Here is a 25,268-nt window from a genome sequence, read left to right on the forward strand (position 1 = left end):
TCCGTCCGGGGTAATCGAGCCAACCGTCGCTGCCGAGCCCGTGGCACTCAAGACTCCCGAGCCGGCCGCGGCGCAACCCACCACTGCAACCCTGGCGCCGATCACGCCGACGGCGAATGTCAGCCCGCCACCAAGCAACGCGGCCCCGGCCAACATACCGGCCGTTTCACCGCCCCCGGCCAAGCCATTTCGAAGCGTAATCGCCATGGAGCACGCCAAGGAACCCGAGTTCATCGTTCCTCCCGCGCCAGTCGAGCCAACACCCGTCGCCGAGAACGCCGCGCGCGAAAAAACCGCACGGCTGGAGGCTGCGCAGCGGGAAGCCGTACGACAGGAAACGGAACGACTTGAGGCCGAACGCCTCGAGAACGCGCTACAGGCAGCCGCCCGACAAGAATTGACGCGCCAGGAAACGGCCCGACTGGAAGCCGCGCAGCTGGAAAAAACACGAGCAAACGCTGAACGCCTCGCCACCGAGCGCCTAGAGAACGAACGACAAACCGCCGCCCACCAGGAAGCCGCCCGGGCCGAAGCTGAGCGCCTCACCGCCGAGCGTCAGGAAAACGAACGGCAAGCTGCCGCTCGCCAGGAAGCAGCGCGACGTGAGGCTGCTCGTCAGGAAGCTGCCCGCGCAGAGACCGAGCGCCTCGCCGCCGAACGCCAGGAAAACGAACGGCAAGCTGCCGCCCGCCAGGAAGCAGCGCGCCGAGAGGCGGCACGGCAGGAAGCCGCCCGGGCCGAAGCTGAGCGCCTCGCCGCCGAGCGTCAGGAAAACGAACGGCAAGCTGTCGCCCATCAGGAAGCAGCGCGACGTGAGGCTGCTCGTCAGGAAGCCGCCCGGGCCGAGGCCGAACGCTTGGCCGCCGAACGTCAGGAAAATGAGCGGCAAGCTGCCGCCCGCCAGGAAGCAGCGCGCCGAGAGGCGGCACGTCAGGAAGCCGCCCGGGCAGAGTCTGAGCGACTGGCGGCCGAGCGTCAGGAGAACGAACGACAAGCAGCCGCTCGCCAGGAAGCGGCACGACAGGAAGCAGCGCAGCGTGAAGCGCGCGAGCAGGCTGCCAGACGGGACGCGAAGCTGCGGGCGATTGGACGACAACTCGACGAGGAAGCCGACCGCCGCAAGGCGGCGGAGGCAGCAAACCGCCTTTCACCGTCGGCCAGCTCCTTGCGCCGTGGCCGGCTCTTCGGGCGCGCCGACCCCAACGCCGAACTCATCATGTATGCCGAAGCCTGGAGCCGGAAGATTCATTTCAGCCCGGCCTTCGAATCGATACGCGAGCTGGTCAGGCAGCCGCACACCAAGCCGCTGGTCACGGTGGCCATTCGCAGCGACGGCTCGGTCGAGTCCGTGACATTTGTGCTGTCCAGCGGCGTGCCCGCCATCGACAACGCGATACGGGAGATCGTGCACAGCCTGGCGCCCTATCAGACCTTCTCGCCAGCGCTGGGCCGCGACTTCGATGTCGTCGAGATTCGCCGGACCTGGTATTTCGACTCGGCCATTCGGCTCTACTGACGGCGCAGCGGCCCCGCGGCTTGCCCGGCCGCTCAGCGTTTCGGAAAGATCTTCTGCAACAGTTTGAGCAAAGCCTGCGGCTTGAACGGCTTGATGATGTAGCCACTGATGCCAAGCTCACGCAGGGTTTCCAACAGTTTGGGGTCGCCTTCGGCCGTCACCATGACGATGGGAATGGTCTTGTTGCGGGCGCGGATCGCAGTGACCAGCTGCGTTCCGTCCATGCCCGGCATGTTCCAGTCGGACAAGACCAGATCGAACGGACGGCGGGCGAGCAAATCGAGCGCGACACGCCCGTTGCTGACGCCCAGCGGCTCGCAACCGACGCTTTTGAGATGGGCCATGATGACCTGCCGAATCGCGCTCATATCATCGACCACCAGCACTTTTTTGCCGACCAGATTCACTCGCTCAGGCTCCCCTCACAAGCGCGCTCCGCGCAACGCTGCCACCACGTTCTGCAAATGTTCCGGCGTCGCCGCTTGCGGAGAAATCGGCGCCCCGACACGGAGGCTGATCGACGAAAACACGCCACGCCGGAACGGCGTCTTCATCGCCTCGCCGTCGATTCGTGAAAAGTAGCTGCCCCACAGGCCGCCGAGCGCCATCGGCACGACCGGCACCGGGTTGGCAGCGAGAATGCGCGAGACGCCCGGGCGGAAGGTCTGCAATTGGCCGTCGCGGCTGATGTGGCCTTCGGGGAAGATGCCGACCAGATCGCCATTGGCCAGCGCCTTGCCGACCTCGGCGAAAGCGGCTTCCAGCATCGCCGGGTCGTCCTTGGCCGAGGCGATGGGAATGGCGCCGCAATGGCGGAAGATGAATCCGAGCATCGGCGTCCTGAAAATACGATGGTCCATGACGAAGCGCACCGGCCGGGGCGAAGCGCCCATGATCACCACCGCATCGACGAAACTGACATGGTTGGCGACAAGTACGGCAGCGCCTTCCTGCGGGATGTGCTCGATGCCCTCGGTACGCAGCCGGTACACCGCCTTGACCAGCAGCCAGGCGACGAAACGCAGCAAAAACTCCGGCACCAGCCCGTAGATATAGATCGCCACCAGCGCATTGAGTAGCGCCGCCAGGCCGAACAAGGCCGGCATCGACAGGCCGGCGCCCAGCAGGCTGGCCGCCCCGAGCGCCCCGACGACCATGAACAGGGCGTTGAGAATATTGTTGGCGGCGATGATGCGCGCCCGATGTTCGGGCGAACTGCGCAGTTGAACCAGCGCGTAGAGCGGCACGATGAAGAAGCCACCGAAAACGCCAAGCATCATGAGGTCGAACAGCACACGCCAGATGGCCGGGATGCTGAGCAAGGCGAGCAGTTCGTGCGGCGTCGTGCCGGGCAGGCCGACCGGCGAGGCGAAGTAGAGGTCGAGGCCGAACAGCGTCAGGCCGATCGAACCGAAAGGCACCAGGCCGATTTCGACATGCTTGCCCGACATCCGCTCGCAAAGCATCGAGCCGATGCCGATGCCGACCGTGAAAATCGCCAGCAGCATCGTCACCGCCGACTCGCCGCCACCGAGCACGAACTTGGCGTAGGCCGGGAACTGGGCGAGGAAGAGCGCGCCGTAGAGCCAGAACCACGAGATGCCAAGGATGGACAGGAAAACCGTGCGGTTCTGCCGGGCGAAGGCGATGTTGCGCCAGGTTTCGGACAGCGGGTTGAGGTTGATCGTCAGCTCCGGCGCCGGCGGCGGCGCGGTCGGAATTCCCCGGCTGGTCAAGTAGCCGGCAAAGGCCACGACAAAACCGCCGACCGCAATCCATGCTGGATGCTCGACCGACCCGGCAAGCAGGCCGCCGGCCAGCGTGCCGATCAGGATGGCGACAAACGTCCCGGCCTCGATCAGCGCATTGCCGCCGACCAGCTCATCGGTGTGCAGATGCTGCGGCATGATCGCGTACTTGACCGGCCCGAACAGCGTCGAATGGCAACCGAGCAGGAACAGCGCCTCCATCAGTACGGGCAGGCTGTGCGCGAAGAAACCGGCCGCCGCGACGCCCATGATGACCATTTCCAGCACTTTGACGAGGCGGGCGAGCATCGCTTTGTCGAACTTGTCGGCGAGCTGCCCGGCCGTCGCCGAGAACAGGAAAAAGGGCAGGATGAACACGCCCGCCGCCATGTTGGCCAGCAGTTCGGGCTTGACCGTCGTCCATTGCGCCGCCTGGAAAGTCAGCAGGACGACCAGCGCGTTCTTGAACAGGTTGTCGTTGAAGGCACCAAGAAACTGCGTGACGAAGAAAGGCGCAAAACGCCGGGTTTTCAGGAGTCCGAATTGACCGCTCATGCGTGGCTCGCAGCAAGAAAATGACTGACCAGCATAGCCGTCAAAGGAAAGGATTTCATTTTTGGGCAATTAATCCGGTTGACCGTGGGAACGCAGAAATTCGAGTTCATACCGCCTCCGCCAGGCGTTTCAGCGTCACGTAATCGACCTTGCCGGTGCCGAGCAGCGGCAGCGAATCGACCTTGTGGATCTTGCGCGGCACAGCGAGTTCAGGAATGCCGGTTTCGCGGGCCTTGGCGGCGAGCAGTTCGCGGGTCAGTTCGCCGTCGGTGGTGAACAGCACCAGCGCCTCGCCCTTGGCCGGGTCGGGCTGACTGGATGCCGCGTGCGGCAAGGCCGGAGAGGTCGCCGTGGCGAGTTTTTCGACGACTTCGAGGCTGACCATTTCGCCGGCAATCTTGGCGAAACGTTTGACCCGGCCGACGATTTTCACGAAGCCGTCGTCGTCCAGTTCGACCACGTCGCCGGTTTCATACCAGCCTTCGCCGACATCCGACACCGGCGCTTGCAGCACGCCGGGCTGGTCGGCCTTGAGGTAGCCGGCCATGACGTTCGGACCGCGGACGTGCAGGATGCCGCCGCCGTCGATGCCGGGCACGGGAACCAGCTTGTGTTCGACACCCGGCAGCAGGTTGCCGACAGTGCCCGTGCGATAGGCCATCGGCGTATTGACGGCGAGCACCGGCGCCGTTTCGGTCGCGCCGTAGCCTTCAAAAATGCGCAGGCCGAATTTCTCGAACCACTGACTACGCACCGATTCCGACAGCTTTTCGGCCCCCGCCACGACGTAGCGCAGACGATAAAAGTCGTAGGGATTGGCGAACTTGGCGTAGTTGGCGAGGAAGGTCGAGGTACCAAAGAGCACCGTGCAGCCGCGGTCGTAGGCCAACTCGGGAATCACGCGGTAATGCAGCGGCGACGGGTAGAGGAAGAGGCTGGCGCCGCTCAGCACGGGCAGCAGCGCGCCGGCCGTCAGACCAAAGGAATGGAAGATGGGCAGGGCATTGAGCACCTTGTCGTGGACCGAGAAGTCGATGACCGAGCATATCTGCGCGACGTTGGCGAGGATGGCACGATGCGGCAGGACGACGCCCTTCGGCTTGCCTTCGGAACCCGAGGTGAAGAGCACGACGGCGGCGTCTTCCGGCGAGGCCGGCAACTCGAAGGCGCGCGGGAAATGCAGTCCGTAGGCCATCAGCCAGAGCTTGTCGCCGAGGCCGATATTTTCGCGGACGTCTTCGAGATAGACGAGTTGCACGCCCTTCAAACCGGCCAGTTTGTCACCCAGCTTGGCCTGCTCGACGAAGGCGCGCGAGGTAACGACCGTGTGGATTTGCGCCGCATCGACGGCGGCCTGCATGGCGTCGGTGCCGGCCGAATAGTTGAGCATGGCCGGGATGCGCTTTCTTGCGGTCAACCCGAAAATCAGGCCAATTGTCGGCACCAGATTGGGCAGCAGCAGGCCGACCTTCTCGCCGGGCTGCGAGATGCGCTCGATCTGGCGGCCGAGCATGAGCGCCATCTTGAACAGGTCGTTGTACGAATACTCGATCTGCTTGACGTCTTCGAGCAGGCGCCGGCCGCGGCCGTAGATATCGGCGGCGTCGCACAGCGCGGAGAACAGCGTCTGCTGCGGGCGCGAGGCGAAGATCATTTCCTGCATCAAGCGGCGCATCGCTTCGCCCGACTTGCGGCGACGCAGCTTGGCGGTGGCGCCTTCCGGCATCGGGAAATGGCGCTCGGCGAGAATGCTCAGGCGGATTTTCGGGAACAGCGTCCGCGGATGTTTGCCCGACAGGCGCGAGAAGTAGCTGCGCGAAGCGCCATCGAGGCGCACCGGCACCACCGTCGCCCCGGTCTTGGCGGCAACGAAAGCCGGGCCGTCGTAGACCTTCATGAGCGAACCGGTCAGCGTGATCCGCCCTTCCGGGAAGATGACCACCGGCCGGCCGGATTCGATCAGGCGGATGACCTTCTTCATGGCCATCGGGCTGGTCGGATCGACCGCCAGATAATCGACCTGCGAAAGCAGGATGCGGAAAAAGAAGCTCTCGGCGATGGTCGTATGGACGACGAAAACCGGGTCGACGGGCAGGAACAGCCCGATCAGCAAACCATCGAGAAAAGACTGGTGATTGGCGACGATGAGCAGTCGCTCATGCTTGAAATTGGCCTGTTGCGCCGAAATTTCGACGCGAAAAAGCAACCGGGCCAGGCCGCGCAACAGCGGCCGCAACAATTTGCGCATCAGGAATTTTCCTTGAGGTAATTCAGGACGTTGGTGAAAGTGGTTTCCAGCGAATCGCGGTTGATCCAGAACCAGACTTCCTTGCCGATCTTTTCGGAAGCCAGTACGCCGGACTCGTGCAGGATTTTCAGATGGTGCGAAACGGTCGACCGGGCCAGCGTCGACACCTCGGCAATCTGCCCGACATTAAGCCGCTCGCCCGGCTCAAAAAGCAGCAGGATGCGCTGCCGATGCTCATCGCCCAGCGCCACGAAAATCCGGGACATCGCCTGCCATGCGGCCGGAATGGTTTGGGTATAGTCGTTTTTCATATCGATGATCTTAGTTATATCGACATGACTTCGTCAAGCGTTTTTATTTTGGATTTTCCAATGCCGCCATACGAGAACGTTCGGCAAACAAGTCTGGCTCGATGAAACTGTGTGGCCGCGGAGAGCGCATATGGGAGAACAATTGCGTCCCGCATGGGGTTTCGGGCTTGGCGCGGCGACGCCGTCCCCTCGGAGGCGGCACTGCAGCAAACTTCATTGCACCTTGGCTGTCATGGGCTGGCGTTCGCGCCGTCGGAATGAACCTCCTCTGCTTTCTCCGCCTTTGCGCCAACCATCGTCGATTCAGTCATGTGGGCAGACTTGTCGATGATGAACTTCGGCCCGCGGCCGCAAAAAAGCACCTTAACCTTGACGGTGTCGTTTCGCTCCGGATTCTCGACCCGTTTGCGGGCCGCTTTGAGGCAACTGACAAGAAAATGGTACTTAACCTTCAAATCTTCGTCACGCGCAGCATTCAGGACGTCGACCGCGTAGTCTCCACCTCTGCTGTCAGCGAGGAGTTTGGCGACAAACTGGTCCAGCCTCTCCATCCAATCCGGCGGGCAGTCAGCCCGGCGGAATACCGCCTCGGCCAGGTGTCCCAGGAACTCGCCGTAGGCGCCTAGCTGAGGGTTGATCCGGAGCAGCATTTCTAAAAACTCAAGAATCACCTTCTCGATTGACGCGAGTTCCGTCTCCGTCGACGAGACGTAATCCTTTAGTCGCGTCATTCCCCTTTGTAGCGACCAGTCTCCCTGGGAGAGCATCCAGAGGATGTTGCCGGAGTCCAGGGACACGAAAGAACGCTTGGAGAGAAAGGAGCCGGCGGTGAAAGCATTCGCATCGTGTTTGGGTAGGATGCCGGAAGCAGATGCAGCCATCACCAGCGCTTGAGGCCACACGCCTCCGACTCCCGCGAAGTGCTTTGCCAACTGGCGCAGCCGTCCGTCGAGAGTAAGGAGCACCCCGCCATGCTCCTTCGCGAGAAGCACGGCCTCCCGTCCCTCATCCCCGAGAATCTCGGAAATCTTGGCAGCCTCCTCGTCGTCCCCGAAGTCCCCGTAGCCAGGCTCGACCCGGCAGTACTCGCGGAGAACATTCAGAAGCCTTTCGCCGAAATCCGATTGCCTTTTTCGGTATGACTCGTCGTATTCGACGAAGCCAATCCGGCCACCGGCGTCGTAGGCCGTTCCGGCTTCGGGGGAGGACTTGGAGCGTTCAGCGAAGGCTTCGATTATCTCCTTCGTTCGGTGGCTGACCACAACCTCGCCAAGACAGGAAAGCGCTGACTCCGAGTCGAACCTGGCGAGTTCGACCAAGGCGAAGGAGTCCGCCACGAACGGCTTTTCGCGCTTCAACACGAGTTCCAGGGCTGCAGTTCTCTCTGCGCCCAACCCAGCGCCCACAAACAGGGGCGGCGCCTCGTCCGGCCACCCTTGACAGACGTCCACCGGCGAACGCCCGAGCAGTTCCGACAACTTGGATAGCGTCAGCAGGCCTTGGGCGTAGATGTCCAGCATTCCTTGGGAAAAGGCCGAGGACCTGCTCAGCATTTCGTGCAGGGGGGCCAAATCCTTCACTGGATCGCCGGAATCGCCGATTTTCAGCGACTGCACGTTTGGCAGCCCGTCCAGTCTGGCGGCGCGCTCCTGAGCCATTTCAAGCAGGGTGAGATATGAGGAGCCGATGGCTGCTATCCGTACCGTCTTCGCCGTCCCGAACATCATCGAGACCTCGACCTCGTCCCCCACGCCCCTGCCGATGAAGGACTGGGCGAACTCCGAAGCCGGATGGTAGAAGCCGGTCCTGTCTGGCAAACCGTCGCAGTCCATGGGGTCGATGACGAAACTGTCCCGACGCCCGTCCGCCTCCTCGAACACGCAGTTGCAGCCGGGGGAAATACAGGTCGGGCTGCTTTCCAACGACGGAATCTTGTTTGTCAGCAGGGACAGCAGGTATGCGGAAAGCGCTTGGGGGTTGTCTGGATTCATGCGCACCAGCCGATAAAGGCGGCGAAGGGCACGCTCCGTCCGCCCGTATCTGAACTCCAGGCTTGCCAGGGTGGCGACGTTCCGCACCGACCCTGACAGGTCGTCCGGAACGCCAAGCAGTTCGTCTTGGAAGCGCGACGGGCCGGCCACCCGGTCCAGAACAGACATCCAGAACAACCACGAGGCGGCCTCGCCAGGACGCTTGTCGAGTTGCTTCCTGGCCAATGGCTCAAGAAAATGCCAATCCCCGGCCATCTGGCCCATGTCCATGGCACACCGCCTCAAATCCTCGACGTCCGCCCATCCCTCAGGAAGCGAGGCCAGCAAGGCCTTGGCCTTCCCCCTCTTTTCAGTTTCGACGTAGCAGGTCAGGAGTCTGGCGTGAAGTTCGGACGCCGTCTTGGCACCCGGGGCAAGCAGCCGTTCGTAGAGCTTGGACGCCTCCAGCCATCTCGACGCGCCGAATAGCGTCTCCGCCACGATCAACAACTCGCCCTGCGGACTTTCCGGGCCGATTTTCGACAAGGCGGCGGTCTCCATCCTCTCCGCCTCCTCCGGCCGTCCCGCCCACCTCATGATTGGCGCCGCCCTGCACAGCATGTCAATTTCGCCGGTGCCGAATGGGTCGGCGCGGATGATCATCTCGACGACCTTCGACTTCCCGCCCCTCTTTGCAGTCGCAGCCCACACTAGGCCGCCGATGTAGCGAAGTATTTCACCCCTATCCGGGAAACGTTCCCCGGCCGTCAGATGGGCGGTCTCCACGAACTCAGCGTCGCCGCCGGCAGCGGCTATCTCGCATGCGGCTGCAACCGCCTCGATGGTCAGATCATCGAGGTGCTCCTTGGCGACGGCGAGCGCATCGGCCTTCCGGCCGAGTTCGTAGAGGGCCTGTATCTCAATCCTGACGAGTTGGGGGTCTGCAACGCCGCCGACCCGGGCCTCTCCGACCAAGTCGAGGGCCGCCCGGGCGTCGCCGAGCAGAAGGAAGGCGAACCCGAGATTGGCGGCGGCCCTGGAGACGTCGTCGGTTTGCACTGACCACAGCCGCTCGGAGTGCGGCAGGAACAGTTCCGTCGCCCTCACCAACCTGCGTCGACGCTCGGCCGGAAGCAGCCCGTGCAGAGCAAGAACCGGGTCCTTGGCGCAGTCCTCCACCGCAAACGCGAGGAAGGCGTCCCGCGCGAAAAACCCTGAATCCTTGTGTTCAGCAGCAGATTCAGCCTGTTCCAATGCCTTTTCATGGTTTCCCGCCTGATGGCTGGCGGCCGCCGCGAAATAGAGGATTTCAGCCTCCCCCCTTATTTTGCGCGGCGCGTCTTCGATGGTGACGTTCTCCCCGAGCAAAATGCGGGCGTTGGCCGTCGCGATCCAAACCTGGGCGGACAGGGGAAAGCGTTCCGACTCCTCGATCCCCGCCTTGACGGCGCCTTCGTTGTCCCCGGAGAGCATCAGCCCGCGGACCCTCCCTGCGGCGACCCTCTCGTCGTCCGGGCAGCATGCGTACGCCTTTGCGAACAGTCGGGCCGCTTCCTTGGCGTCGTCCCTGGACAGCCAGAAGCACACCCCCCTTTGATGGTGCCAGCGCGCCTTTTGGTGGGCATCGAAGCCGGAAAGGTCTTTGCCAGCGGCATCGGCGTTTTCAAGGGCGTCGCGGAACTTGCCTGCCCTGACGAGGGCGCTCGTCCGGTCCAGCTGTTCGGTGACCATCTTGTTCAGAGAATCGGCCCTGCCCTCAGGCAGGACGGCCTCCACGAGCATCTCCTTGGTGTCCAGCACCGCTTTAAGGGTGTCCGAGACACCTCTTTTTATTTCCTCATGCCCCCTCTCGACACGGTTGAAGACGCCGCCGGGCGAGTTCGGGGCGTAGGTTTCCTGAAGGATGGGAAAGGATGAGACCCTAGTCTCGATGTCCTCCCAAAAATCGACGCTCACGTCGAACATGTCCTTCGCAATCCTCTCGCCGGACAGCTTCTGGACCTTCTGTTGCAGAGAGGCGTCGCTGGGAGTGGTCGTCGCGATGAGAAGGCGAACTATTGGCTGTTTTCCGTCGTCCGCCTTGCGCACCTCATCCTCGACGTGCGCCCAAGTCAGTTTCGTCTTAAAATATTTCTTGCATTGGACGCCGATCTTTCCGACACCCTTGTGGGTCACGTAGACGTCCACGCCCCTTTGTTCCTGTCCCTTGCGTCCGTTCATGTTCGGTAGAGGGTCCCCGAAGAGGACGCCGTATATCTCGGCGCACATCTTTTCGAAATCGCTTTCGTTTTTCGGGATGGAAAGTTCTGACGGGATGCCTAGCAAGATTCGTCCTCAGGTCGCGCGACTAACGTTGAATTATGACGTATATGAGGAAACGCAGCCCTTCAAGTGACATGAAGCCTCAATGTCGGCAACCTACGAGTCACCGGCCACTCGACCGAGCCACCGCCAACGTATGCAATGGCCAAGAAGTGGAACCTGGTCACTCATCTATTCATCCGACAAAATCAGGGACGTAGAAATCACCCGGCAAACCTTCGATGCATCAGCCGATCACAGAATGCCTAGAAAACTTAGGCTCAAGTTGAGTTGCATGTTCAATGAATTGCAACCTTGTGAATGGATATCTGCCCAATGGCATTGAACGACAGTAGCAAGGAACGTTTATGCCGACTTCACCTGGCCGTCCGCCCATCGAGCCCGACACCCCAAACCCCAAGGATCCTATCCATCACCCCCATAAACCGGACCACCCGTTTCATGATGAACGTGAAGAAGAAGGGATCGAAACGGATGACGATGAAGATACCGGGGCAGACCCTTGGTGGACTTAGGGCTACTTCAGCCCCGGCCAGAAGTGGGCGTGCTTCCTCGCTGAACAGCTCACCGCGCCTGAACCAGAATGTAGCCCCGGTTCTCGACCACATCCCTGGTTCGCATCCCTTTGATCAAGGTGGAAACGGGCATCCAGACCCACGGGTAATGGCTGGGATTGACGTCGAGGATGAGTACCGAGTCGGTCGCGGTGTCGTAGGCGGCTAGGGGCGAGATGTGGCCGCCGCCGGATTGGCCGACGGCGGCGCGCTGGTAATTGACGATCACCACGTCGCCGGGGCGGTTGAGGTTGTCGATGAGATCGCGGCGGATATCGGCTTCGGCGGTTTGCGCATCGACGATGACGAGGCGGGTGGCGAGGCTGTGGGCCTTGAGCAGTTCGTCGAGCTGGCGTAGCTGGTAGCCGCCGTCGCGCATGAGCTTGCCGTTGACGGTGGCGGGTTCGCCGAAGACCTGGGCGCGCGTCTTTTTGCCGATGGCGATGACGCTTTCCTGGGTGTGGCGGGGCACGGTGAGTTGCAGTGTTTTCGGCAGGTAGCGGTCATCTTCGGGACGCAGGCGGCTGCGGTCGCGGGGCGTCTCGATGGCCGCTGGGCGCAGGGTGTTGAGGACGATGGCGGCGGTGGTCGGGCCGCAGAAGGCGATGGTGGCTTGGGCTTCGAACTGGTTGGCGAGCGGGGCGAAGTCGCTTTTTGCCGTGCTCCGCGCCAGGCGTTCGAGGCCTTCTGTCGAGGCGAAGGGCAGCAGGGGCTGGACTTGCGGCGTGGCGTCGGCACGGGCGAGCGCGGTAGCGCCGAGCAGACTGGCCATGAGCAGCACGCTGGCAATGTGGCCGGGCTTTGACATCGTTTTCTCCAGCGAACGGGGGAGGCCATTTTAACGCTCGCTGCGGCGCCAACGGGATGGCGTCAAAGCGTGTCAAAATGGCCCATCCCCAACTGCCAGCGCGGGCTTGCGCCGCTTCATGCGGCCAGCCGTGCCGAACCATGATGAAACCTTCACGCTCCGAATTTCTCGATCTGCCCGACGTCCGCCTGCACATCCGGCGCTGGGGCAACCCCGATGCGCCGACGCTTTTCCTGCTGCATGGCTGGATGGATGTTTCGGCCTCGTTCCAGTTTGTTGTCGATGAACTGGCGAAAGACTGGAATATCGTGGCGCCGGACTGGCGCGGCTTTGGCCAATCGGAGTGGCTGAACCGGCCGTATTTCTTCGCCGAACATCTGGGCGACATGGAGGCCATCGTTGATCGCTATGCGCCGGAGGGCAAGGTGAAGCTGGTCGGCCACAGCATGGGCGGGATTTTGTCCTGTCTCTATGCCGGCATTCGGCCCGAGCGCGTTGAAAGCGTGGTGTCGCTGGAGGGTTTCGGCATTGCGCCGACGACGCCGGAGATGGCGCCCGAGCGTTACCAGCAGTGGCTGGGCGCCCTCAAGAAGCCGCCGCGCATGCACGCTTACGCCGACCGCGCGGCCTTTGCCCGCCGACTGTTGCACAGCGACCGCTTTTTGACGGCCGAGCGCGCCGAGTTCCTGGCCAAACATCTGGCCCGCGTCGGCGATGGCGAAAACCGGGCCGGCCTGCGTCATCACGGCATCATCTGGAACGGCGACCCGTGGCACAAGGCGCCGGCGCCGTATTTGTTCCGACTGGAGGAATCGATGGCGATCTGGAAGCAGATCGCCTGCCCGGTGCTCTGGGTGGCTGGCCGGCAATCGTGGGTCATTCGCGATTTCGGGCAGCGGCCGGGCGACTGGGAGGCGCGTCAGGCGTGCTTTGCCAATGTCCGCGAGGAATGGGTCGAGCAGGCCGACCACATGTTGCACCATGACCAGCCAGCCGAGGTGGCGCGCATTGTCGAGGCGTTTATCGGCTGATTCGGGGGAATCCCACGGTCAACCGGAAATTTGGGCCAAAAATGAAAAAAGCCGGGAAAACCCGGCTTTCAGCCAAACCTTACCTTCTTAGTGGTAGGCGGTCTTCGAGGCCAGCTTGGCGGCCATGAAGCAGGCCAGACCGATTATAACCACGGTGAAAGTGATGCCGACGTAAGAGAGTTCGTCCATTTTTATATGCCTCTGTTTAGGTTGGGTTAGTTTGCAAAACAGGCTGTAAGACACGGCTCGCGGCAAAAGTTCCCGATTGATGAAAAATTTTTTGTGCAACGCAACAAGGCCCGGTGGACGACACCGGGCCTTCTGTTTTTTGCAGCTGGAAAAATCAGCGGCCGACTGACCCGCTCGGCGCCGCGCGCAAGTATTGGTTGGGCCAGACGCCGACCTGTCGCAATTCCTGCGCGGCCTGCAGCGGCCAGTAAGGATTGCGCAGGATTTCGCGGCCGATCAGCACCATGTCGGCCTGACTGCTGCGCACGATGTGGTCGGCCTGCACGGCCGAGGTGATCAGGCCGACGGCAGCCGTCGGCAAGCCGGCTTCGCTGCGGACGCGGGCGGCGAATTCGGTCTGGAAGCCGGGGCCAGCCGGAATCTTCGCGGTCGGCACCAGACCAGCCGTCGAGATGTCAGCCAGATCGACGCCGAGCGCCTTGAGGCCGCGGCATAGCTCGACCGTTTCGTCAGCCGTCCAGCCGCCTTCTACCCAATCTGTAGCCGACAAGCGGATGAGCAGCGGCAGGTTGTCCGGCCACACGGCGCGCACGGCGGTCACGACCTCGCGCAGCAGGCGGGTACGGTTGTCGAAACTGCCGCCGCAGGCATCGGTGCGCTGATTCGATAGCGGCGACAGGAACTGGTGCAGCAAATAGCCGTGGGCGGCGTGCAGTTCGATGGCCTGGAAGCCAGCCACGACAGCCCGCTTGGCGGCCGCAACGAAGGCCGTGACGACTTCGGCAATCTCGGCGAGGCTCAGTTCATGCGGCTGGGCGTAGCCTTCGCCGAACGACACGGCCGACGGCGCCACGGCCTGCCAGCCGCCTTCATCGGCGCGCAAGCTCCGCTGTTCGCCCCAACCCAGCCCGACACTGGCCTTGCGCCCGGCGTGGGCAAGCTGGATGGCCGGCACGCAACCCTGCGCCCTGGCCTGGGCTGCAATCTTGGCCAGAGGCGCGATCTGTTCATCGTTCCACAAGCCGAGGTCACCCGGGCTGATCCGGCCGGCGGCCGTGACCGCCGTCGCTTCGAGGATCATCAGGCCGGCGCCACCGATGGCGCGGCTGCCGTAGTGGATGAAATGCCATTCGCCGGCCATGCCGTCGGTGGCCGAGTATTGGCACATCGGCGGGATGCCGATGCGGTTCTTGAAGGTGACGTCGCGCAGTTTCAGGGGTTCGAAGAGGTGACTCATGATTTCAATTTTGGGCAAAAATTCCGGTTGACCGTGGAAGCTCGAAAAACAGGTGGATTCACTCGCCGCGCGCCCGGCGAACGGTGATCGACTCGCCGGCCACGCCCCAGTTGTCGGTATCGACTTCATCGATGACGACGACCGTGGTTTTCGGGTTCTTGCCGAGCACGTCGACGAGCAATTGCGTTGCGCCGGCAATCAGGCGCGCCTTCTGTTCCGGCGTCGCCCCTTCGCGGGTGATCTTGATATTGACGTAGGGCATCAGCGATTCACATCCACAACGACACGGCCGCGCACTTTGCCTTCCATCAGTTGTGCCGCCGTCGGAATGGCTTCGGCCAGCGAGACTTCATGCGTGATCAGGCCGAGTTTGCCGACATCGAGATCGGCAGCCAGGCGCTGCCAGGCAACAAGCCGCTCGGGCCGTGGACACATCACGCTGTCGATGCCGACCAGCGTCACGCCGCGCAGGATGAAAGGCGCCACCGACGACGGGAAATCCATGCCGCCAGCCAGCCCGCAGGCGGTCACGACGCCGCGATATTTGGTCGTCGCGCAGATGTTGGCCAGCGTGTGCGAACCGACGACATCGACTGCCCCCGCCCAGCGCTCCTTGCCGAGCGGCTTGCCGGGCGCCGAGAAAACGCTGCGGTCGAGCACTTCGGCCGCGCCGAGCTGCTTCAAATAATCGGTTTCTTCCGGCCGACCGCTGACGGCAACAACCGTGTAACCGAGCTTGGCCAGCACGGCGATCGCCACGCTGCCAACACCACCCGCCGCGCCGGTAACGACGATTTCGCCATCGGCCGGCTTGACGCCTTGGCGCTCGAGCGCCAGGACGCAGAGCATGGCCGTGTAGCCGGCGGTACCAATCGAAACGGCCTGTTTCTCGCTGAAAGCGGCGGGTAGCGGCACCAGCCAGTCGCCCTTGAGCCGCGCCTTCTGGGCCAGCCCGCCCCAGTGCGTTTCGCCGACGCCCCAGCCGTTGAGCACGACTCGGTCGCCGGCCTTGACGTCGGCGTGGCTGCTGCTTTCGACCGTGCCGGCGATGTCGATGCCCGGCACCATCGGGAACTTGCGAACGACCGGCCCTTTGCCGGTAATCGCCAGGCCGTCCTTGTAATTGAGCGACGAATAGTCGACGCGCACCGTCACGTCGCCTTCCGGCAACTGGCTTTCATCGATGTCCTGTACCGACGCGCGGTAACCGGCGTCATCCTTCTCAATCAGAATTCCCTTGAACATGTCTGGTCTCCGTTTAGTTCTGCAAGCTGGGTTCGAGCGCCAGGGTGGCGTCCCGCTTTTCGACAAGTTTCAGTATAGCCAAGAGGACAACGCCAACCACCATGACGCCGGCCGCGATGGTCAGGCCGATCGAATAGTTGCCGAGCCGCGTCGCCAGCCAGCCAACGATGGCCGGGCCGATGATCTGCGCGACGCCGTAGGAAAGCGTCATCTTGCCCATCATCTTGGCCGGCTTGGTCGGGTAATAGCGCCCGGCCATGGTCAGCACCAGACTGACCATGCCGATGAAGGTGCCGCCAAAAAGCAGGGCGCCGAACAGGGTGGCGTAGAGCCCGCCCACCGCAACGGGCATGATGATGCCGACAATCTGCAGCACGGCGGCGAGGATGAGGGCATTGATGTCGCCCGTATAGCGCGCGATCAGGTCCCAATTGAAGGCAGCCGGGGTCGCCGCCAGACCGATGGCCAGGAAGGCGAGTGCGCCCTGCCCGGATAGCCCGGGCAAACCGTCGACGATGGCAACGATGAAGGTGGCGCTGATCACATAACCGAAACCGGCGCAGAAATACGCCGCCATGAAGATACGCAGAAACAGCGGGCTGGGCGGGTTGTCGCGCATCGGCGCACCGCTCTTGGTTACCGTGCTGGTATCGGGTGCCGGCAACCAGGCGAGCGCCGGCACGATGAGCACGCAGGCAATGGCCGAAAAGGCGAACCACTGTTCGCGCCAGTCCAGCCAGCCGTTGGTCAACCACACGGCAATCGAACAGCCGGCGATGCCGAGGCCGATGCCGCCGAAATGGATGCCCAGTTCCGGCCGATGGTTGTGGCGGATCAGCCAGTTGAGAATGAGCCCGGTGCCGAGCAGCATGCCGGCCGCGCTGGACAGCCCGGCGATGAAGCGCGAGGCCATCCACAGCCATGGATCGGCAGTCAGCCCCATCATGATCGTGCTCACGATGGCGACGACCAGACCGATCCGGTACAGCCGGTCCTTGAGCACCAGATCGCTGATCAGCGACGCAATCAGCGCCCCGCTCAGGTAGCCGGCGTAATTGAACGCCGCCAGCCAGCCGGCTTCCGCCAGGCCAAGGCCAGCCTGCTGTTGCATGATCGGCAGCAGCGGCGTGTAGGCGAAACGGGCGACACCGAAGGTCAGCAGCAAGCTGAAAATCCCGGCACCCAGCACCTTGAAGCGCTCTCTCTGTGAGTTCATGGGATGTTCCCTTTGTTATTGATACCCGAACAATAAACAGAGTAAAGTATCAACTCAAATGATTTGTTTTGAACGAACCATTCTTATTTAGAGATACACGATGGAACTCGTCGCCCTCCGCACCTTTCAGGCCGTCGTCGAAGAAGGCGGCATCCTCGCCGCCTCACGCAAGCTGAACACCGTGCAATCGAACGTCACCGGCCGCATCCGGCGGCTCGAAGAAGAACTCGGCGCCGAACTGTTCTTCCGCAAGGGTCGCGGCCTCGAACTCGCGCCGTCAGGCAAGGTGCTGCTCGACTACGCGCGCCGGATGCTCATGCTCGAACGCCAGACGGCCAGCGCCGTGCGGCAGGTCGGCGAAAGCGCCGGCGAACTGCGCATCGGCGCCATGGAAACCTTCGCCGCCCTGCATCTGCCAAGCGCCCTCAAAGCCGTGCGGGCCGAACACCCGGGCCTTGAACTGCGGGTGACGACCGACACGACCAGCACGTTGACCGGCAAAGTCCTCGACCACAAGCTCGACTGCGCCTTCGTCGCCGGCCCGGTCATCCATCCCGATCTGCGCTTCGACGAACTGGTCGTCGAGGAACTGGTCCAGGTGCACGCCGCCGGCACCGATCCGGTCCTGTTGCCGCTCATCCTCTTCCGCGAAGGCTGCGCCTACCGGACCCGCGCCGTCGCCTGGCAACGCGCCCAGGGCCATGCCGTTTCGGATGCCATGGAATTCGGTACGCTCGAAGGCATCCTCGGCTGCATTGCCGTCGGCCTCGGCTGGACGCTGATGCCGCGCCGCGTCGTCGAGCAATCGAGCCATGCTGCCGACCTCGTCATCGAAACGGTGCCCGACGAATTCAGTCTGGTTCCGACCGGCATGATCTATCTGCGCGAAGCGCGGGCGATGGCAGCGCTGAAGACGCTGAGCGACGGCATCATCGCCTCGGCCAATCGCGTCAGGATTTAAGCAGCTCTTCGCGCGAACCGAGCCAGCGTTTGAGGTGGCGTTCGGCCAGTTCGAGGTGCTCGGTCAGCATTTCCTCAGCCACGTCGCGGGCCATTTCGACCAGATCGGCATCCATTTCGAGATCGGCGTAGCGCAGTAACGGCACCCCGCTCTGCCGGGCGCCGACGAACTCGCCCGGTCCGCGAATCTGCAGATCCTGGCGGGCGATCTCGAAGCCGTCGGTATTTTCGAAAATGATCTTCAGGCGCTGGCGGGCAATCTCGCCGAGCGGCCCGGCATAGATCAGCACGCAACTCGACTCATATTTGCCGCGGCCGACCCGGCCGCGCAACTGGTGCAGTTGCGACAGGCCAAAACGTTCGGCGTGCTCGATGACCATCAGGCTGGCATTCGGCACATCGACGCCGACTTCGATGACCGTCGTCGCCACCAGCACATCGATGTCGCCGGCTGCGAAGGCGGCCATCACCGCCTGCTTTTCATCGGCTTTCAGGCGGCCATGCACCAATCCCACGGTCAACCCGGAAAATTGCTCAAAAAGGAAATCGTAGGTTTCCTGCGCCGTCTGCAATTGCAGCGCCTCGGACTCTTCGATCAACGGGCAAACCCAGTACGCCTGCCGGCCTTCCTCGACCGCCTTTTTCACAAAACCGACCACATCGTCGCGCCGGTTATCGGCGACCAGCCGCGTCTTGATCGGTGTCCGGCCGGGCGGCAGTTCGTCGAGCACGGTGACGTCGAGATCAGCGTAATAGCTCATGGCCAGCGTACGCGGAATCGGCGTCGCCGACATCATGAGCTGATGCGGGTTGTCGCCCTTCTTACGCAGGGCGAGGCGCTGGGCGACGCCGAAACGGTGCTGCTCGTCGACAATGGCCAGCCCGAGCTTGGCGAAATCGACGCCATCCTGAATCAGCGCGTGCGTGCCGACGACCAGTTGCGCTTCGGCCGCCGTCGCCGCGAGTTGCTCCCGTTTGGCCTTGGTTTTCAGGCTGCCGGACAGCCAGGCCACCTTGACCCCGAGCGGTTCCAGCCAGTCCTTCAATTTCAGATAATGCTGCTCGGCGAGAATTTCCGTCGGCGCCATGAAGGCCGCCTGCCAGCCGGCCGAAATGGCCTGACACGCGGCCAGCGCGGCAACGATGGTCTTGCCGGCGCCGACGTCGCCCTGCAGCAGACGCTGCATCGGATAAGGCTGGGCCAGGTCATCGGCGATTTCGGCCATCGCCCGCAATTGCGCGCCGGTAAGACCAAACGGCAGCTGGTCGAGGAGCCGCGCGCCGAGATCGTCGCGCGCCACCAGCACCGGCGCCCCCTGCTCGCGGCGCGCGAGATAGGCCCGGCGCAGCGACAGTTGCTGAGCCAGCACTTCGTCGAATTTGACGCGCCGCCAGGCCGGATGGTTGCGCGCGTGCAGGGTGTCGAGATCGGTGCCGGGTGGCGGCGTGTGCAAAAAGCGCAGGCTGCGCGCCAGCCCCGGCAGTTTGAGCCGCTGGCGCAATTCCTCAGGCAGCGTTTCGGACAGATCGCCGACCGCCAGCGCCTTGCCGATGAGTTTTTGCAGGGCCGAATTGGCCAGGCCGGCGGTCGTCGGGTAAATCGCCGTCAATTCCGAAGGCAGCGGCTCGTCGTCGCCGACCTTGCGGAAACGCGGGTGCACCATCTCGGCACCAAAGAAGCCGCCGCGCACTTCGCCAAAAGCCCGGATGCGCGAACCTTCGCTGAGCGCCGCCTGCTGGTTCGGATAAAAACTGAAAAAGCGCAGCGTGATCTCGCCGCTCTCGTCCGCCGCCCGCACGATCATCTGCCGGCGTGGGCGGAACTGGATTTCATTGCTTTGAACAACGACCTCGATTTGTACCGGTTCGTTGCCAAAACTCCGATTGACCGGCGTGATGCGCGTTTCGTCCTCGTAGCGCAGTGGCAGGTGCACCAGCAAATCGGCCTCGCTATGGAGGCCGATCTTGGCGAGCTTCTTCTGCAACGCCTCGGAGGCGCGAATGGGCGGAGAAGTCGGGGCTGGCGCCCCGCTTGTCGTCATCAGGCGTAAATCAGTTGCCCAGGCACATCACCGCATCGGCCTCGACCAGCGCGCCGCGCGGCAGTTCCTTGACGCCGACGGCAGCACGGGCCGGGAACGGCTCGCTGAAATACTTGGCCATCGTTTCATTGACCTTGGCGAAGTTGGCCAGATCGGTCAAAAAGACGTTGAGCTTGACCACATCGGCCAGCGAACCACCGGCTGCTTCGGCCACAGCCTTCAGATTGTCGAAAACGCGAACGATTTGCGCGTCGATCCCGTCTACCATTTGCATGGAAGCCGGATCGAGCCCGATCTGCCCGGACATGTACACGGTGTCGCCGACGCGCACGGCTTGCGAATAGGTGCCGATGGCGGCCGGGGCGTTCGGGGTGGCGATGATGGTCTTGGCCATGAATAAGCTTCCTGTATCCGGATTGCAAAACCCTATTTTAGCCTTGGTAGCCCATGAACCCACGTATCGAATCCCTGGAAAAAATGCTCGACGGCCCGCGCGACGGCGCCCTGCTCCGCTTCTCGCTCGGCAACGAATACCTGAAGGCCGGCGACTCGGCCAAGGCGGCCGATTGCTTCCGGCATGCCGTCGACCGCGACGCCAACTACTCAGCTGCATGGAAAGCACTCGGCAAGGCCCTGGCCGAAGCCGGCGACCATCCCGCAGCCCTGGCAGCCTACGAACGCGGCATCCTCGTTGCCGAATCGAAGGGTGACATTCAGGCTGCAAAGGAAATGACCGTGTTTGCCCGGCGGATTCGCACGGCGTTAGCTGAATAGCGCGCAATCCCCGTAGGGCCAAAATCACCCAGGACCTGCGCTAGGTCAACAATCAGCATTTCCGTTTGGCATAATATCGCCCTCTTTCATTGATAACAGGGGGTGGTATATGAGAAAAGCCATGAAATTGGTGGCCTTGCTTGGACTTGTCGCTACGCTTAGCACCGGCTGCGCGGTCAACCGTGCTACCGGAAGCGTCGATCCTTCAACCAACCTCTCCGCGCTCAAGACGATGTACGTCAAGAGAGTTGCCGAGGATGACAACACTTATAACCTGATAGCCGACAAGCTCCGCACCAAGGGTGTCACTGTCACCACCGGCACCGATGCCCCGGCCGGCAACGTTGATGCCGTGGTCACCTACATCGACAAATGGATGTGGGACATCACCATGTACATGCTTGAACTGACCATTACGATTCGTGACCCGAAAACCGATTTCCCGTTGGCTACCGGCAACTCATTCCATACATCGCTAACCCGCCTGTCACCCAAGGAAATGGTCGAAGAGGTCGTAGAAAACATTTACAAGGGAGCAAAATAAATGAGAGCCGTAGTACTGAACTGGCTGGCCATTGCAGCAATCTCTCTGATCCTGGGTGGATGCGCCTCGCCGGCGGACCGCGCGGCTATGACCCCGAAAGATCTGACCGTCAGCAAACATTTTCCATATAGCCTGAAGGTCCAGACAGGTGGCGGCGCTCAGACCGGCGCCATGGACAGCAGCAATATCGCTGACGAGGACCTAAAAGCCGCCATTGAAGAAGCCGTCGTCAAGAGCAAGCTGTTCAATACCATCGTCCAGGGGAACGATGGCGACTACGCGCTCAGCGTCAGTGTCACCAGCCTGTCGAAACCAGTGTTTGGCGGCACATTCACCGTTGAGCTTGAAACAGCCTGGTCGCTGACCAAACTATCCGATCGCTCCGTGGTCATGCGCAAATCGGTAAAATCAAGTGGCACCGCCACCATGAGCGACGCCTTTGCTGGCGTAACCAGGCTGCGAATGGCTGTCGAAGCGGCAACCCGTAGCAATATCTCGCAAGGCCTCAGGGCAATCGCACTGTTGAACCTCTAACGATTTGTTACAAACAAGCCCGGCATCCATGTATGCCGGGCGGGGGGTGTCCGCGTTATTTGCTCACATGACCCCCGGACACATTCCTCAATGAACATCTCGCAAAAGCTTCTTCGCCTTGGCCTCGCTACCGCACTGATCGGCAGCCTGGGTGCCTGCGCAGTGGCACCTTATCCGGTGGGCTATCACCGGCCACCGCCGGCTTATGTCGAAACCTATCCGGGCTATGGCCAACCAAGCGGGACCATTTACTACAACTCCGGGTATCGGCATTACAACGACCGTGGCGGCAGGTATTACGATGATCGCGGTGGCCGCTATTACGATGACCGTCGTTATGAAGAGCCTCGTCGCCAGGCCGCGCCGTTGCCGCCCCCGCTGCAGTTGCACCGCGATGTCCGGCGCAGCCTCGGCTTGCCGCGCCTGCCGGGCATGCCGGGCATGCCCTGAGCGAGTTAGTTTTTACCCTTGGGCGGAACGAGGATGGTCTCGACGCCCAATTCCTTGAGCTTGGCCTGTGCCGCCTCGGCCTCTTGCCGGGTCTTGAACGGCCCAACCTGAACGCGGGTTTCCAGCGTTGAAGGAACGCCGCTCAGGGTTAGCCGGGCATGCAGTTCCTCGGCACGCTGGACGCTCGAGAAAACGCCAGCCTGCAACAGGAACCCAGAGAACAGTCGAGACACGGCCGGCGGCGTAACCGCCGGCGCCGGGCGTACGTCAACGATCCGCGCAGCGGGCTTGGGCGGCGTTGGCTCAACTGGAACTGCGGCGCGTGGTGGCGGCAGGATATTTGATGGAGCGGTAGTCGCCTCCGGCACCGGTGCTGGCGGCTGAACAGCGACCGGCGATGGCGCTTGCGGCTTTTTGGTGGATTCCACGGTCGACGGGGATTTTGGCCGATTTTCGACAACCGCCTCCGGCTTGGCCTCGACCACGGCCGGCGTATGTGTCTCAACCTGCGGTGGAGGAGGCGGTTCAGCCGGCCCTGACTTTTCAGGCTCCGGTGGCGCGGGCAGGTTTTCGGCCGGGGTCACTGGCTGCGATGCTTCTTTTTTTGGTGCAACCGGCACGGGCTGGGTGAATACCTGCTCTTCCGATTCGTCCGGCGCCGTAGCCAGATAATCAAAGAATGCCAGCACGCCGAGCAGAACAGCGACCAGCACGCCGGCCACGGCCAGGCGCGCGAGGAGTTTGCTGCGAATCTCGCCGGCCCCCGCCTCGCTTTCGGAAACTTCCGGTTCTTCTGCCATTGCCACCCTCAACGTTCCTGACTTTTGGCCAGCGCCACGACCAGTTCGGCTTCGGCGCGGGCGATGCCGCAGCGTTCGGCGATCGCCGCCGGATCGTAACCCGAAACAGCCATCTGCATCGCGTCACCATAAATGGGGGAAACCGTCTGGCCAGCGCGCAGATGGGCCAGCTCTTGATGCATGTCCTGGCGCAAGGCGGCCAGTTCGCCGCGAATGGCGTCGACTTCGTCGCGCATCTGGGCCAGTTCCTGCTCAAGACCGTTGCGCAAGGTGTCTCCGGCCAAACCCGCCGAGGCCAGCGCCCAGCTGTCGTCGACATTGGCGGAGGCCTCAGGCTGCTTCTCATCCGCTTCGTCGCCAGGCACGACCGACGGAACAGTTTTTTCTTTAACGGCCTGGCGATTGCGTGGCAGAAGCATGCGCAGCAAGACGAACAGCATGTAGGCTGCGACCAGCGCGATCAAGCCGATCACGCCTTCGCGCAGCCCCAGCGTCATGCCACCCAGTTCAAGCGCCGGCAATTTGGCCTCGGCCGCGACAGCTTAGAAACCCACCGAATATTGCACGCCGACGATATGGGCACTGGCGTCGTACTTGCCCTGCACTGCCCCTTGGGAAATGGTCGGATCGATAACATAAAGGTAGGTGTAGCCCAGATCGAACTTTCCGACGGGCCCCGCATTCCACTGGCCGCCGAGTGACAACCACAGACGATTGTTGTCCGGCACACGGGGCGAGCGATATTCGTCACGAACCGGCGTGCGGTCGAAGGCGATGCCGAACTTCAGCTTGGCTTTATCGGTCGCCTTGTAGCCGGCACCCCAGGCAAAACGCCAGGAGTTTTCGTAATTGAAGGTTTCGCTGCTCACCAGCCCTCCGCTGGCGCTGCTCATGACATTCAGCGCCTTCATTGAACTCCAGCGGGTGTAGGAGAGATCGCCCATTGCCTCCCAGCGATCCGATACCTGCTGCCAGACCGACAGGATGAAAGTATCAGGCAGCTTGACGTCGGCATAGACCGGCAATGCTCCGTTAACCGTACCTTCAAGCTTGTGCTTGACTGCGGAGCGGTAGGAAATACCAACTCGCATGGCGGGGGACAGGGTGAACAATGCACCGGCATTCCAGCCCCAAGATGTATCGTCGGCCTTGAGGGTAACCAGCGCCCCCGGATTCCGCGTCAACTCACCTTCGATGCTCTGGTAGTTCAGGCCAAAGCCAAGCGACACCTTGTCGCTGACACGATAGGCCAGGGAGGGATTGATGTTGATTGTCGTAATTTCCGACTTGATTGCCAGCGACTTGCCGGCCCAGTTGCTGTCATATTCCGTGGCCAACCCGAACGGCGCCGAAATCCCCAAACCAAGGAAGAGGTCTTTGGTCAGTTGCCCCGAGAGATAGGCATTCGGTACGGCAGCCCAGCCGCCAGCGTCACCCCCCGACTTTACGCCGAACTGATCGCGGTATTCGTAGCTCGGGCCGACACCTGCCACACCGGCCGAAAGCTGGATCCCATTGCCCAACTGCGTCATGCCAGCCGGGTTGTAGAAAATCGTGCTGGCATTGTCGGCAACTGCAGCCGAGCCGGCGTAGGCGTTACCCAGACCGCTTGCATTTTGTTCGAGAAGCTGGAAAGCAGCGGCCGAAGCGGCGCCGGAAAACGCAACCAGCAACAGAGCCGGAACGATACGCAAGGTCATTTTATTCATTGGCTTGCTCCCTAACAGGAGGGGTAATTGGATAACTGACGGATTTTAATCCATTTTCGGCAAGTTTTCGGGCGGAACCTTGCGCTTCATTCCGTCGCCATCAATGGCCACGTAAGTCAGTTCGGCTTCGGTGACCTTGACGATGATCGGCGCGGCGTAATTGCGTTCGGCATAAACCTCGACCTTGACCGTGATCGATGTCGTGCCGACACGCACGATGTCGGCGTAAAGACTGACGATGTCGCCGACTGAAACAGGCTGTTTGAACAGGAAGGAATTGACCGAAACGGTAGCCACCCGGCCACGCGCCCGGCGCATGGCGGGAATGGCGCCAGCCACGTCAACCTGGGCCATGACCCAGCCGCCGAAGACGTCGCCGTTCTGGTTGAGATCCGCCGGCATGGGAACAACGCGCAAGGTGGAGTGCTTGCCGGGAAGGGTGATCTGGTCGAGGGCCATTTGTTGTCCAAAACGCTATGTATGTCGGGATTTTCCCGGAAAGCGA

23 protein-coding genes are annotated in these 25,268 nt (G+C 62.3%); 7 read left to right on the top strand and 16 right to left on the bottom strand.

What is annotated here, in order from left to right:
* The coding region (locus AC07TV_RS10445; RefSeq protein WP_494648323.1) for a hypothetical protein at positions 1-1,516 on the top strand (1,516 nt) is incomplete at its 5' end.
* A 32-nt stretch (positions 1,517-1,548) separates the two neighbouring features.
* On the opposite strand, the gene AC07TV_RS10450 is transcribed toward AC07TV_RS10445, so the two are convergent.
* From AC07TV_RS10450 to AC07TV_RS10475, 6 genes are all read right to left on the bottom strand, one after another.
* On the bottom strand, positions 1,549-1,923 hold the full coding sequence (locus tag AC07TV_RS10450) for a response regulator (protein ID WP_494648324.1): 375 nt from the start codon (positions 1,921-1,923) through the stop codon (positions 1,549-1,551).
* Positions 1,924-1,938: 15 nt separating this feature from the next.
* On the bottom strand, positions 1,939-3,819 hold the full coding sequence (locus tag AC07TV_RS10455; RefSeq protein ID WP_494648325.1) for an MFS transporter: 1,881 nt from the start codon (positions 3,817-3,819) through the stop codon (positions 1,939-1,941).
* Between the two features lie 106 nt (positions 3,820-3,925).
* Entirely contained in the window at positions 3,926-6,067 is a 2,142-nt protein-coding gene (gene aas / locus AC07TV_RS10460; RefSeq protein WP_494648326.1) for a bifunctional acyl-ACP--phospholipid O-acyltransferase/long-chain-fatty-acid--ACP ligase, read from the bottom strand.
* Positions 6,067-6,378, bottom strand: coding sequence for an ArsR/SmtB family transcription factor (locus tag AC07TV_RS10465; RefSeq protein ID WP_494648327.1), 312 nt, complete (start codon positions 6,376-6,378; stop codon positions 6,067-6,069). Before AC07TV_RS10465 ends, aas begins: the two co-directional genes overlap by 1 nt.
* Before the next feature lie 230 nt (positions 6,379-6,608).
* Positions 6,609-10,673 carry a PIN domain-containing protein gene (locus AC07TV_RS10470; RefSeq protein ID WP_494648328.1) on the bottom strand — a complete coding sequence of 1,355 codons (4,065 nt, stop codon included), beginning with the start codon at positions 10,671-10,673 and terminating at the stop codon, positions 6,609-6,611.
* Between the two features lie 561 nt (positions 10,674-11,234).
* Positions 11,235-12,032 carry a phytochelatin synthase family protein gene (locus tag AC07TV_RS10475; protein WP_494648329.1) on the bottom strand — a complete coding sequence of 266 codons (798 nt, stop codon included), beginning with the start codon at positions 12,030-12,032 and terminating at the stop codon, positions 11,235-11,237.
* A 140-nt stretch (positions 12,033-12,172) separates the two neighbouring features.
* Here AC07TV_RS10475 and AC07TV_RS10480 point away from each other — a divergent pair, with 140 nt between their 5' ends.
* Positions 12,173-13,063: an alpha/beta fold hydrolase gene (locus AC07TV_RS10480; protein WP_494648330.1), complete on the top strand. Its 891-nt coding sequence runs from the start codon at positions 12,173-12,175 to the stop codon at positions 13,061-13,063.
* A gap of 343 nt (positions 13,064-13,406) precedes the next feature.
* On the opposite strand, the gene AC07TV_RS10485 is transcribed toward AC07TV_RS10480, so the two are convergent.
* The 4 genes from AC07TV_RS10485 to AC07TV_RS10500 are packed head-to-tail and all read right to left on the bottom strand — an operon-like array spanning position 13,407 to position 16,950.
* Entirely contained in the window at positions 13,407-14,489 is a 1,083-nt protein-coding gene (locus AC07TV_RS10485) for an NADH:flavin oxidoreductase/NADH oxidase (protein WP_494648331.1), read from the bottom strand.
* 58 nt (positions 14,490-14,547) lie between these two features.
* A complete protein-coding gene (locus AC07TV_RS10490; RefSeq protein ID WP_226497023.1) occupies positions 14,548-14,751 on the bottom strand; it encodes a tautomerase family protein in 204 nt (67 codons plus the stop codon).
* On the bottom strand, positions 14,751-15,734 hold the full coding sequence (acuI, locus tag AC07TV_RS10495; protein WP_494648332.1) for an acrylyl-CoA reductase (NADPH): 984 nt from the start codon (positions 15,732-15,734) through the stop codon (positions 14,751-14,753). Before acuI ends, AC07TV_RS10490 begins: the two co-directional genes overlap by 1 nt.
* Positions 15,735-15,747: 13 nt before the next feature.
* Complete coding sequence (locus tag AC07TV_RS10500; protein ID WP_494648333.1) at positions 15,748-16,950, bottom strand: YbfB/YjiJ family MFS transporter; 1,203 nt, start codon at positions 16,948-16,950, stop codon at positions 15,748-15,750.
* A gap of 100 nt (positions 16,951-17,050) precedes the next feature.
* Between AC07TV_RS10500 and AC07TV_RS10505 the strand changes: the two genes are divergently transcribed.
* Entirely contained in the window at positions 17,051-17,911 is an 861-nt protein-coding gene (locus AC07TV_RS10505; RefSeq protein WP_494648334.1) for a LysR family transcriptional regulator, read from the top strand.
* Here AC07TV_RS10505 and recG read toward each other — a convergent pair.
* Entirely contained in the window at positions 17,901-19,952 is a 2,052-nt protein-coding gene (gene recG, locus AC07TV_RS10510; RefSeq protein WP_494648335.1) for an ATP-dependent DNA helicase RecG, read from the bottom strand. The two genes, AC07TV_RS10505 and recG, sit on opposite strands and share 11 nt — an antisense overlap.
* 10 nt (positions 19,953-19,962) lie before the next feature.
* Entirely contained in the window at positions 19,963-20,346 is a 384-nt protein-coding gene (locus AC07TV_RS10515; RefSeq protein ID WP_226403558.1) for a RidA family protein, read from the bottom strand.
* 53 nt (positions 20,347-20,399) lie between these two features.
* Here AC07TV_RS10515 and AC07TV_RS10520 point away from each other — a divergent pair, with 53 nt between their 5' ends.
* From AC07TV_RS10520 to AC07TV_RS10535, 4 genes are all read left to right on the top strand, one after another.
* Positions 20,400-20,726 carry a tetratricopeptide repeat protein gene (locus tag AC07TV_RS10520; protein WP_494648336.1) on the top strand — a complete coding sequence of 109 codons (327 nt, stop codon included), beginning with the start codon at positions 20,400-20,402 and terminating at the stop codon, positions 20,724-20,726.
* 121 nt (positions 20,727-20,847) lie between these two features.
* Entirely contained in the window at positions 20,848-21,270 is a 423-nt protein-coding gene (locus AC07TV_RS10525) for a hypothetical protein (RefSeq protein WP_494648337.1), read from the top strand.
* Positions 21,271-21,804: a hypothetical protein gene (locus tag AC07TV_RS10530; protein WP_494648338.1), complete on the top strand. Its 534-nt coding sequence runs from the start codon at positions 21,271-21,273 to the stop codon at positions 21,802-21,804.
* Positions 21,805-21,894: 90 nt separating this feature from the next.
* On the top strand, positions 21,895-22,254 hold the full coding sequence (locus tag AC07TV_RS10535) for a hypothetical protein (protein WP_494648339.1): 360 nt from the start codon (positions 21,895-21,897) through the stop codon (positions 22,252-22,254).
* A 5-nt stretch (positions 22,255-22,259) separates the two neighbouring features.
* On the opposite strand, the gene AC07TV_RS10540 is transcribed toward AC07TV_RS10535, so the two are convergent.
* The 4 genes from AC07TV_RS10540 to AC07TV_RS10555 are packed head-to-tail and all read right to left on the bottom strand — an operon-like array spanning position 22,260 to position 25,222.
* Positions 22,260-23,054, bottom strand: a complete 795-nt coding sequence (locus AC07TV_RS10540) for an SPOR domain-containing protein (protein ID WP_494648340.1) — start codon at positions 23,052-23,054, stop codon at positions 22,260-22,262.
* An 8-nt stretch (positions 23,055-23,062) separates the two neighbouring features.
* Complete coding sequence (locus AC07TV_RS10545) at positions 23,063-23,575, bottom strand: DUF2802 domain-containing protein (protein ID WP_494648341.1); 513 nt, start codon at positions 23,573-23,575, stop codon at positions 23,063-23,065.
* A gap of 21 nt (positions 23,576-23,596) precedes the next feature.
* The gene (locus AC07TV_RS10550; protein ID WP_494648342.1) at positions 23,597-24,763 is read right to left on the bottom strand and encodes an OmpP1/FadL family transporter; all 1,167 of its coding nucleotides are present in this window, start codon (positions 24,761-24,763) and stop codon (positions 23,597-23,599) included.
* A 45-nt stretch (positions 24,764-24,808) separates the two neighbouring features.
* Positions 24,809-25,222, bottom strand: coding sequence for an acyl-CoA thioesterase (locus tag AC07TV_RS10555; protein WP_494648343.1), 414 nt, complete (start codon positions 25,220-25,222; stop codon positions 24,809-24,811).
* Positions 25,223-25,268: the final 46 nt, after the last annotated feature.

Source organism: Azonexus sp. GW821-FHT04F04 (genome assembly GCF_059420025.1).

Coding starts and splice junctions, on each gene's coding strand:
- AC07TV_RS10455 (WP_494648325.1), bottom strand. CDS start 3,819: ATGAGCGGTCAATTCGGACTCCTGAAAACCCGGCGTTTTGCGCCTTTC.
- aas (WP_494648326.1), bottom strand. CDS start 6,067: ATGCGCAAATTGTTGCGGCCGCTGTTGCGCGGCCTGGCCCGGTTGCTT.
- AC07TV_RS10465 (WP_494648327.1), bottom strand. CDS start 6,378: ATGAAAAACGACTATACCCAAACCATTCCGGCCGCATGGCAGGCGATG.
- AC07TV_RS10475 (WP_494648329.1), bottom strand. CDS start 12,032: ATGTCAAAGCCCGGCCACATTGCCAGCGTGCTGCTCATGGCCAGTCTG.
- AC07TV_RS10480 (WP_494648330.1), top strand. CDS start 12,173: ATGATGAAACCTTCACGCTCCGAATTTCTCGATCTGCCCGACGTCCGC.
- AC07TV_RS10485 (WP_494648331.1), bottom strand. CDS start 14,489: ATGAGTCACCTCTTCGAACCCCTGAAACTGCGCGACGTCACCTTCAAG.
- AC07TV_RS10490 (WP_226497023.1), bottom strand. CDS start 14,751: ATGCCCTACGTCAATATCAAGATCACCCGCGAAGGGGCGACGCCGGAA.
- acuI (WP_494648332.1), bottom strand. CDS start 15,734: ATGTTCAAGGGAATTCTGATTGAGAAGGATGACGCCGGTTACCGCGCG.
- AC07TV_RS10500 (WP_494648333.1), bottom strand. CDS start 16,950: ATGAACTCACAGAGAGAGCGCTTCAAGGTGCTGGGTGCCGGGATTTTC.
- AC07TV_RS10505 (WP_494648334.1), top strand. CDS start 17,051: ATGGAACTCGTCGCCCTCCGCACCTTTCAGGCCGTCGTCGAAGAAGGC.
- recG (WP_494648335.1), bottom strand. CDS start 19,952: ATGACGACAAGCGGGGCGCCAGCCCCGACTTCTCCGCCCATTCGCGCC.
- AC07TV_RS10515 (WP_226403558.1), bottom strand. CDS start 20,346: ATGGCCAAGACCATCATCGCCACCCCGAACGCCCCGGCCGCCATCGGC.
- AC07TV_RS10520 (WP_494648336.1), top strand. CDS start 20,400: ATGAACCCACGTATCGAATCCCTGGAAAAAATGCTCGACGGCCCGCGC.
- AC07TV_RS10525 (WP_494648337.1), top strand. CDS start 20,848: ATGAAATTGGTGGCCTTGCTTGGACTTGTCGCTACGCTTAGCACCGGC.
- AC07TV_RS10530 (WP_494648338.1), top strand. CDS start 21,271: ATGAGAGCCGTAGTACTGAACTGGCTGGCCATTGCAGCAATCTCTCTG.
- AC07TV_RS10535 (WP_494648339.1), top strand. CDS start 21,895: ATGAACATCTCGCAAAAGCTTCTTCGCCTTGGCCTCGCTACCGCACTG.
- AC07TV_RS10540 (WP_494648340.1), bottom strand. CDS start 23,054: ATGGCAGAAGAACCGGAAGTTTCCGAAAGCGAGGCGGGGGCCGGCGAG.
- AC07TV_RS10550 (WP_494648342.1), bottom strand. CDS start 24,763: ATGAATAAAATGACCTTGCGTATCGTTCCGGCTCTGTTGCTGGTTGCG.
- AC07TV_RS10555 (WP_494648343.1), bottom strand. CDS start 25,222: ATGGCCCTCGACCAGATCACCCTTCCCGGCAAGCACTCCACCTTGCGC.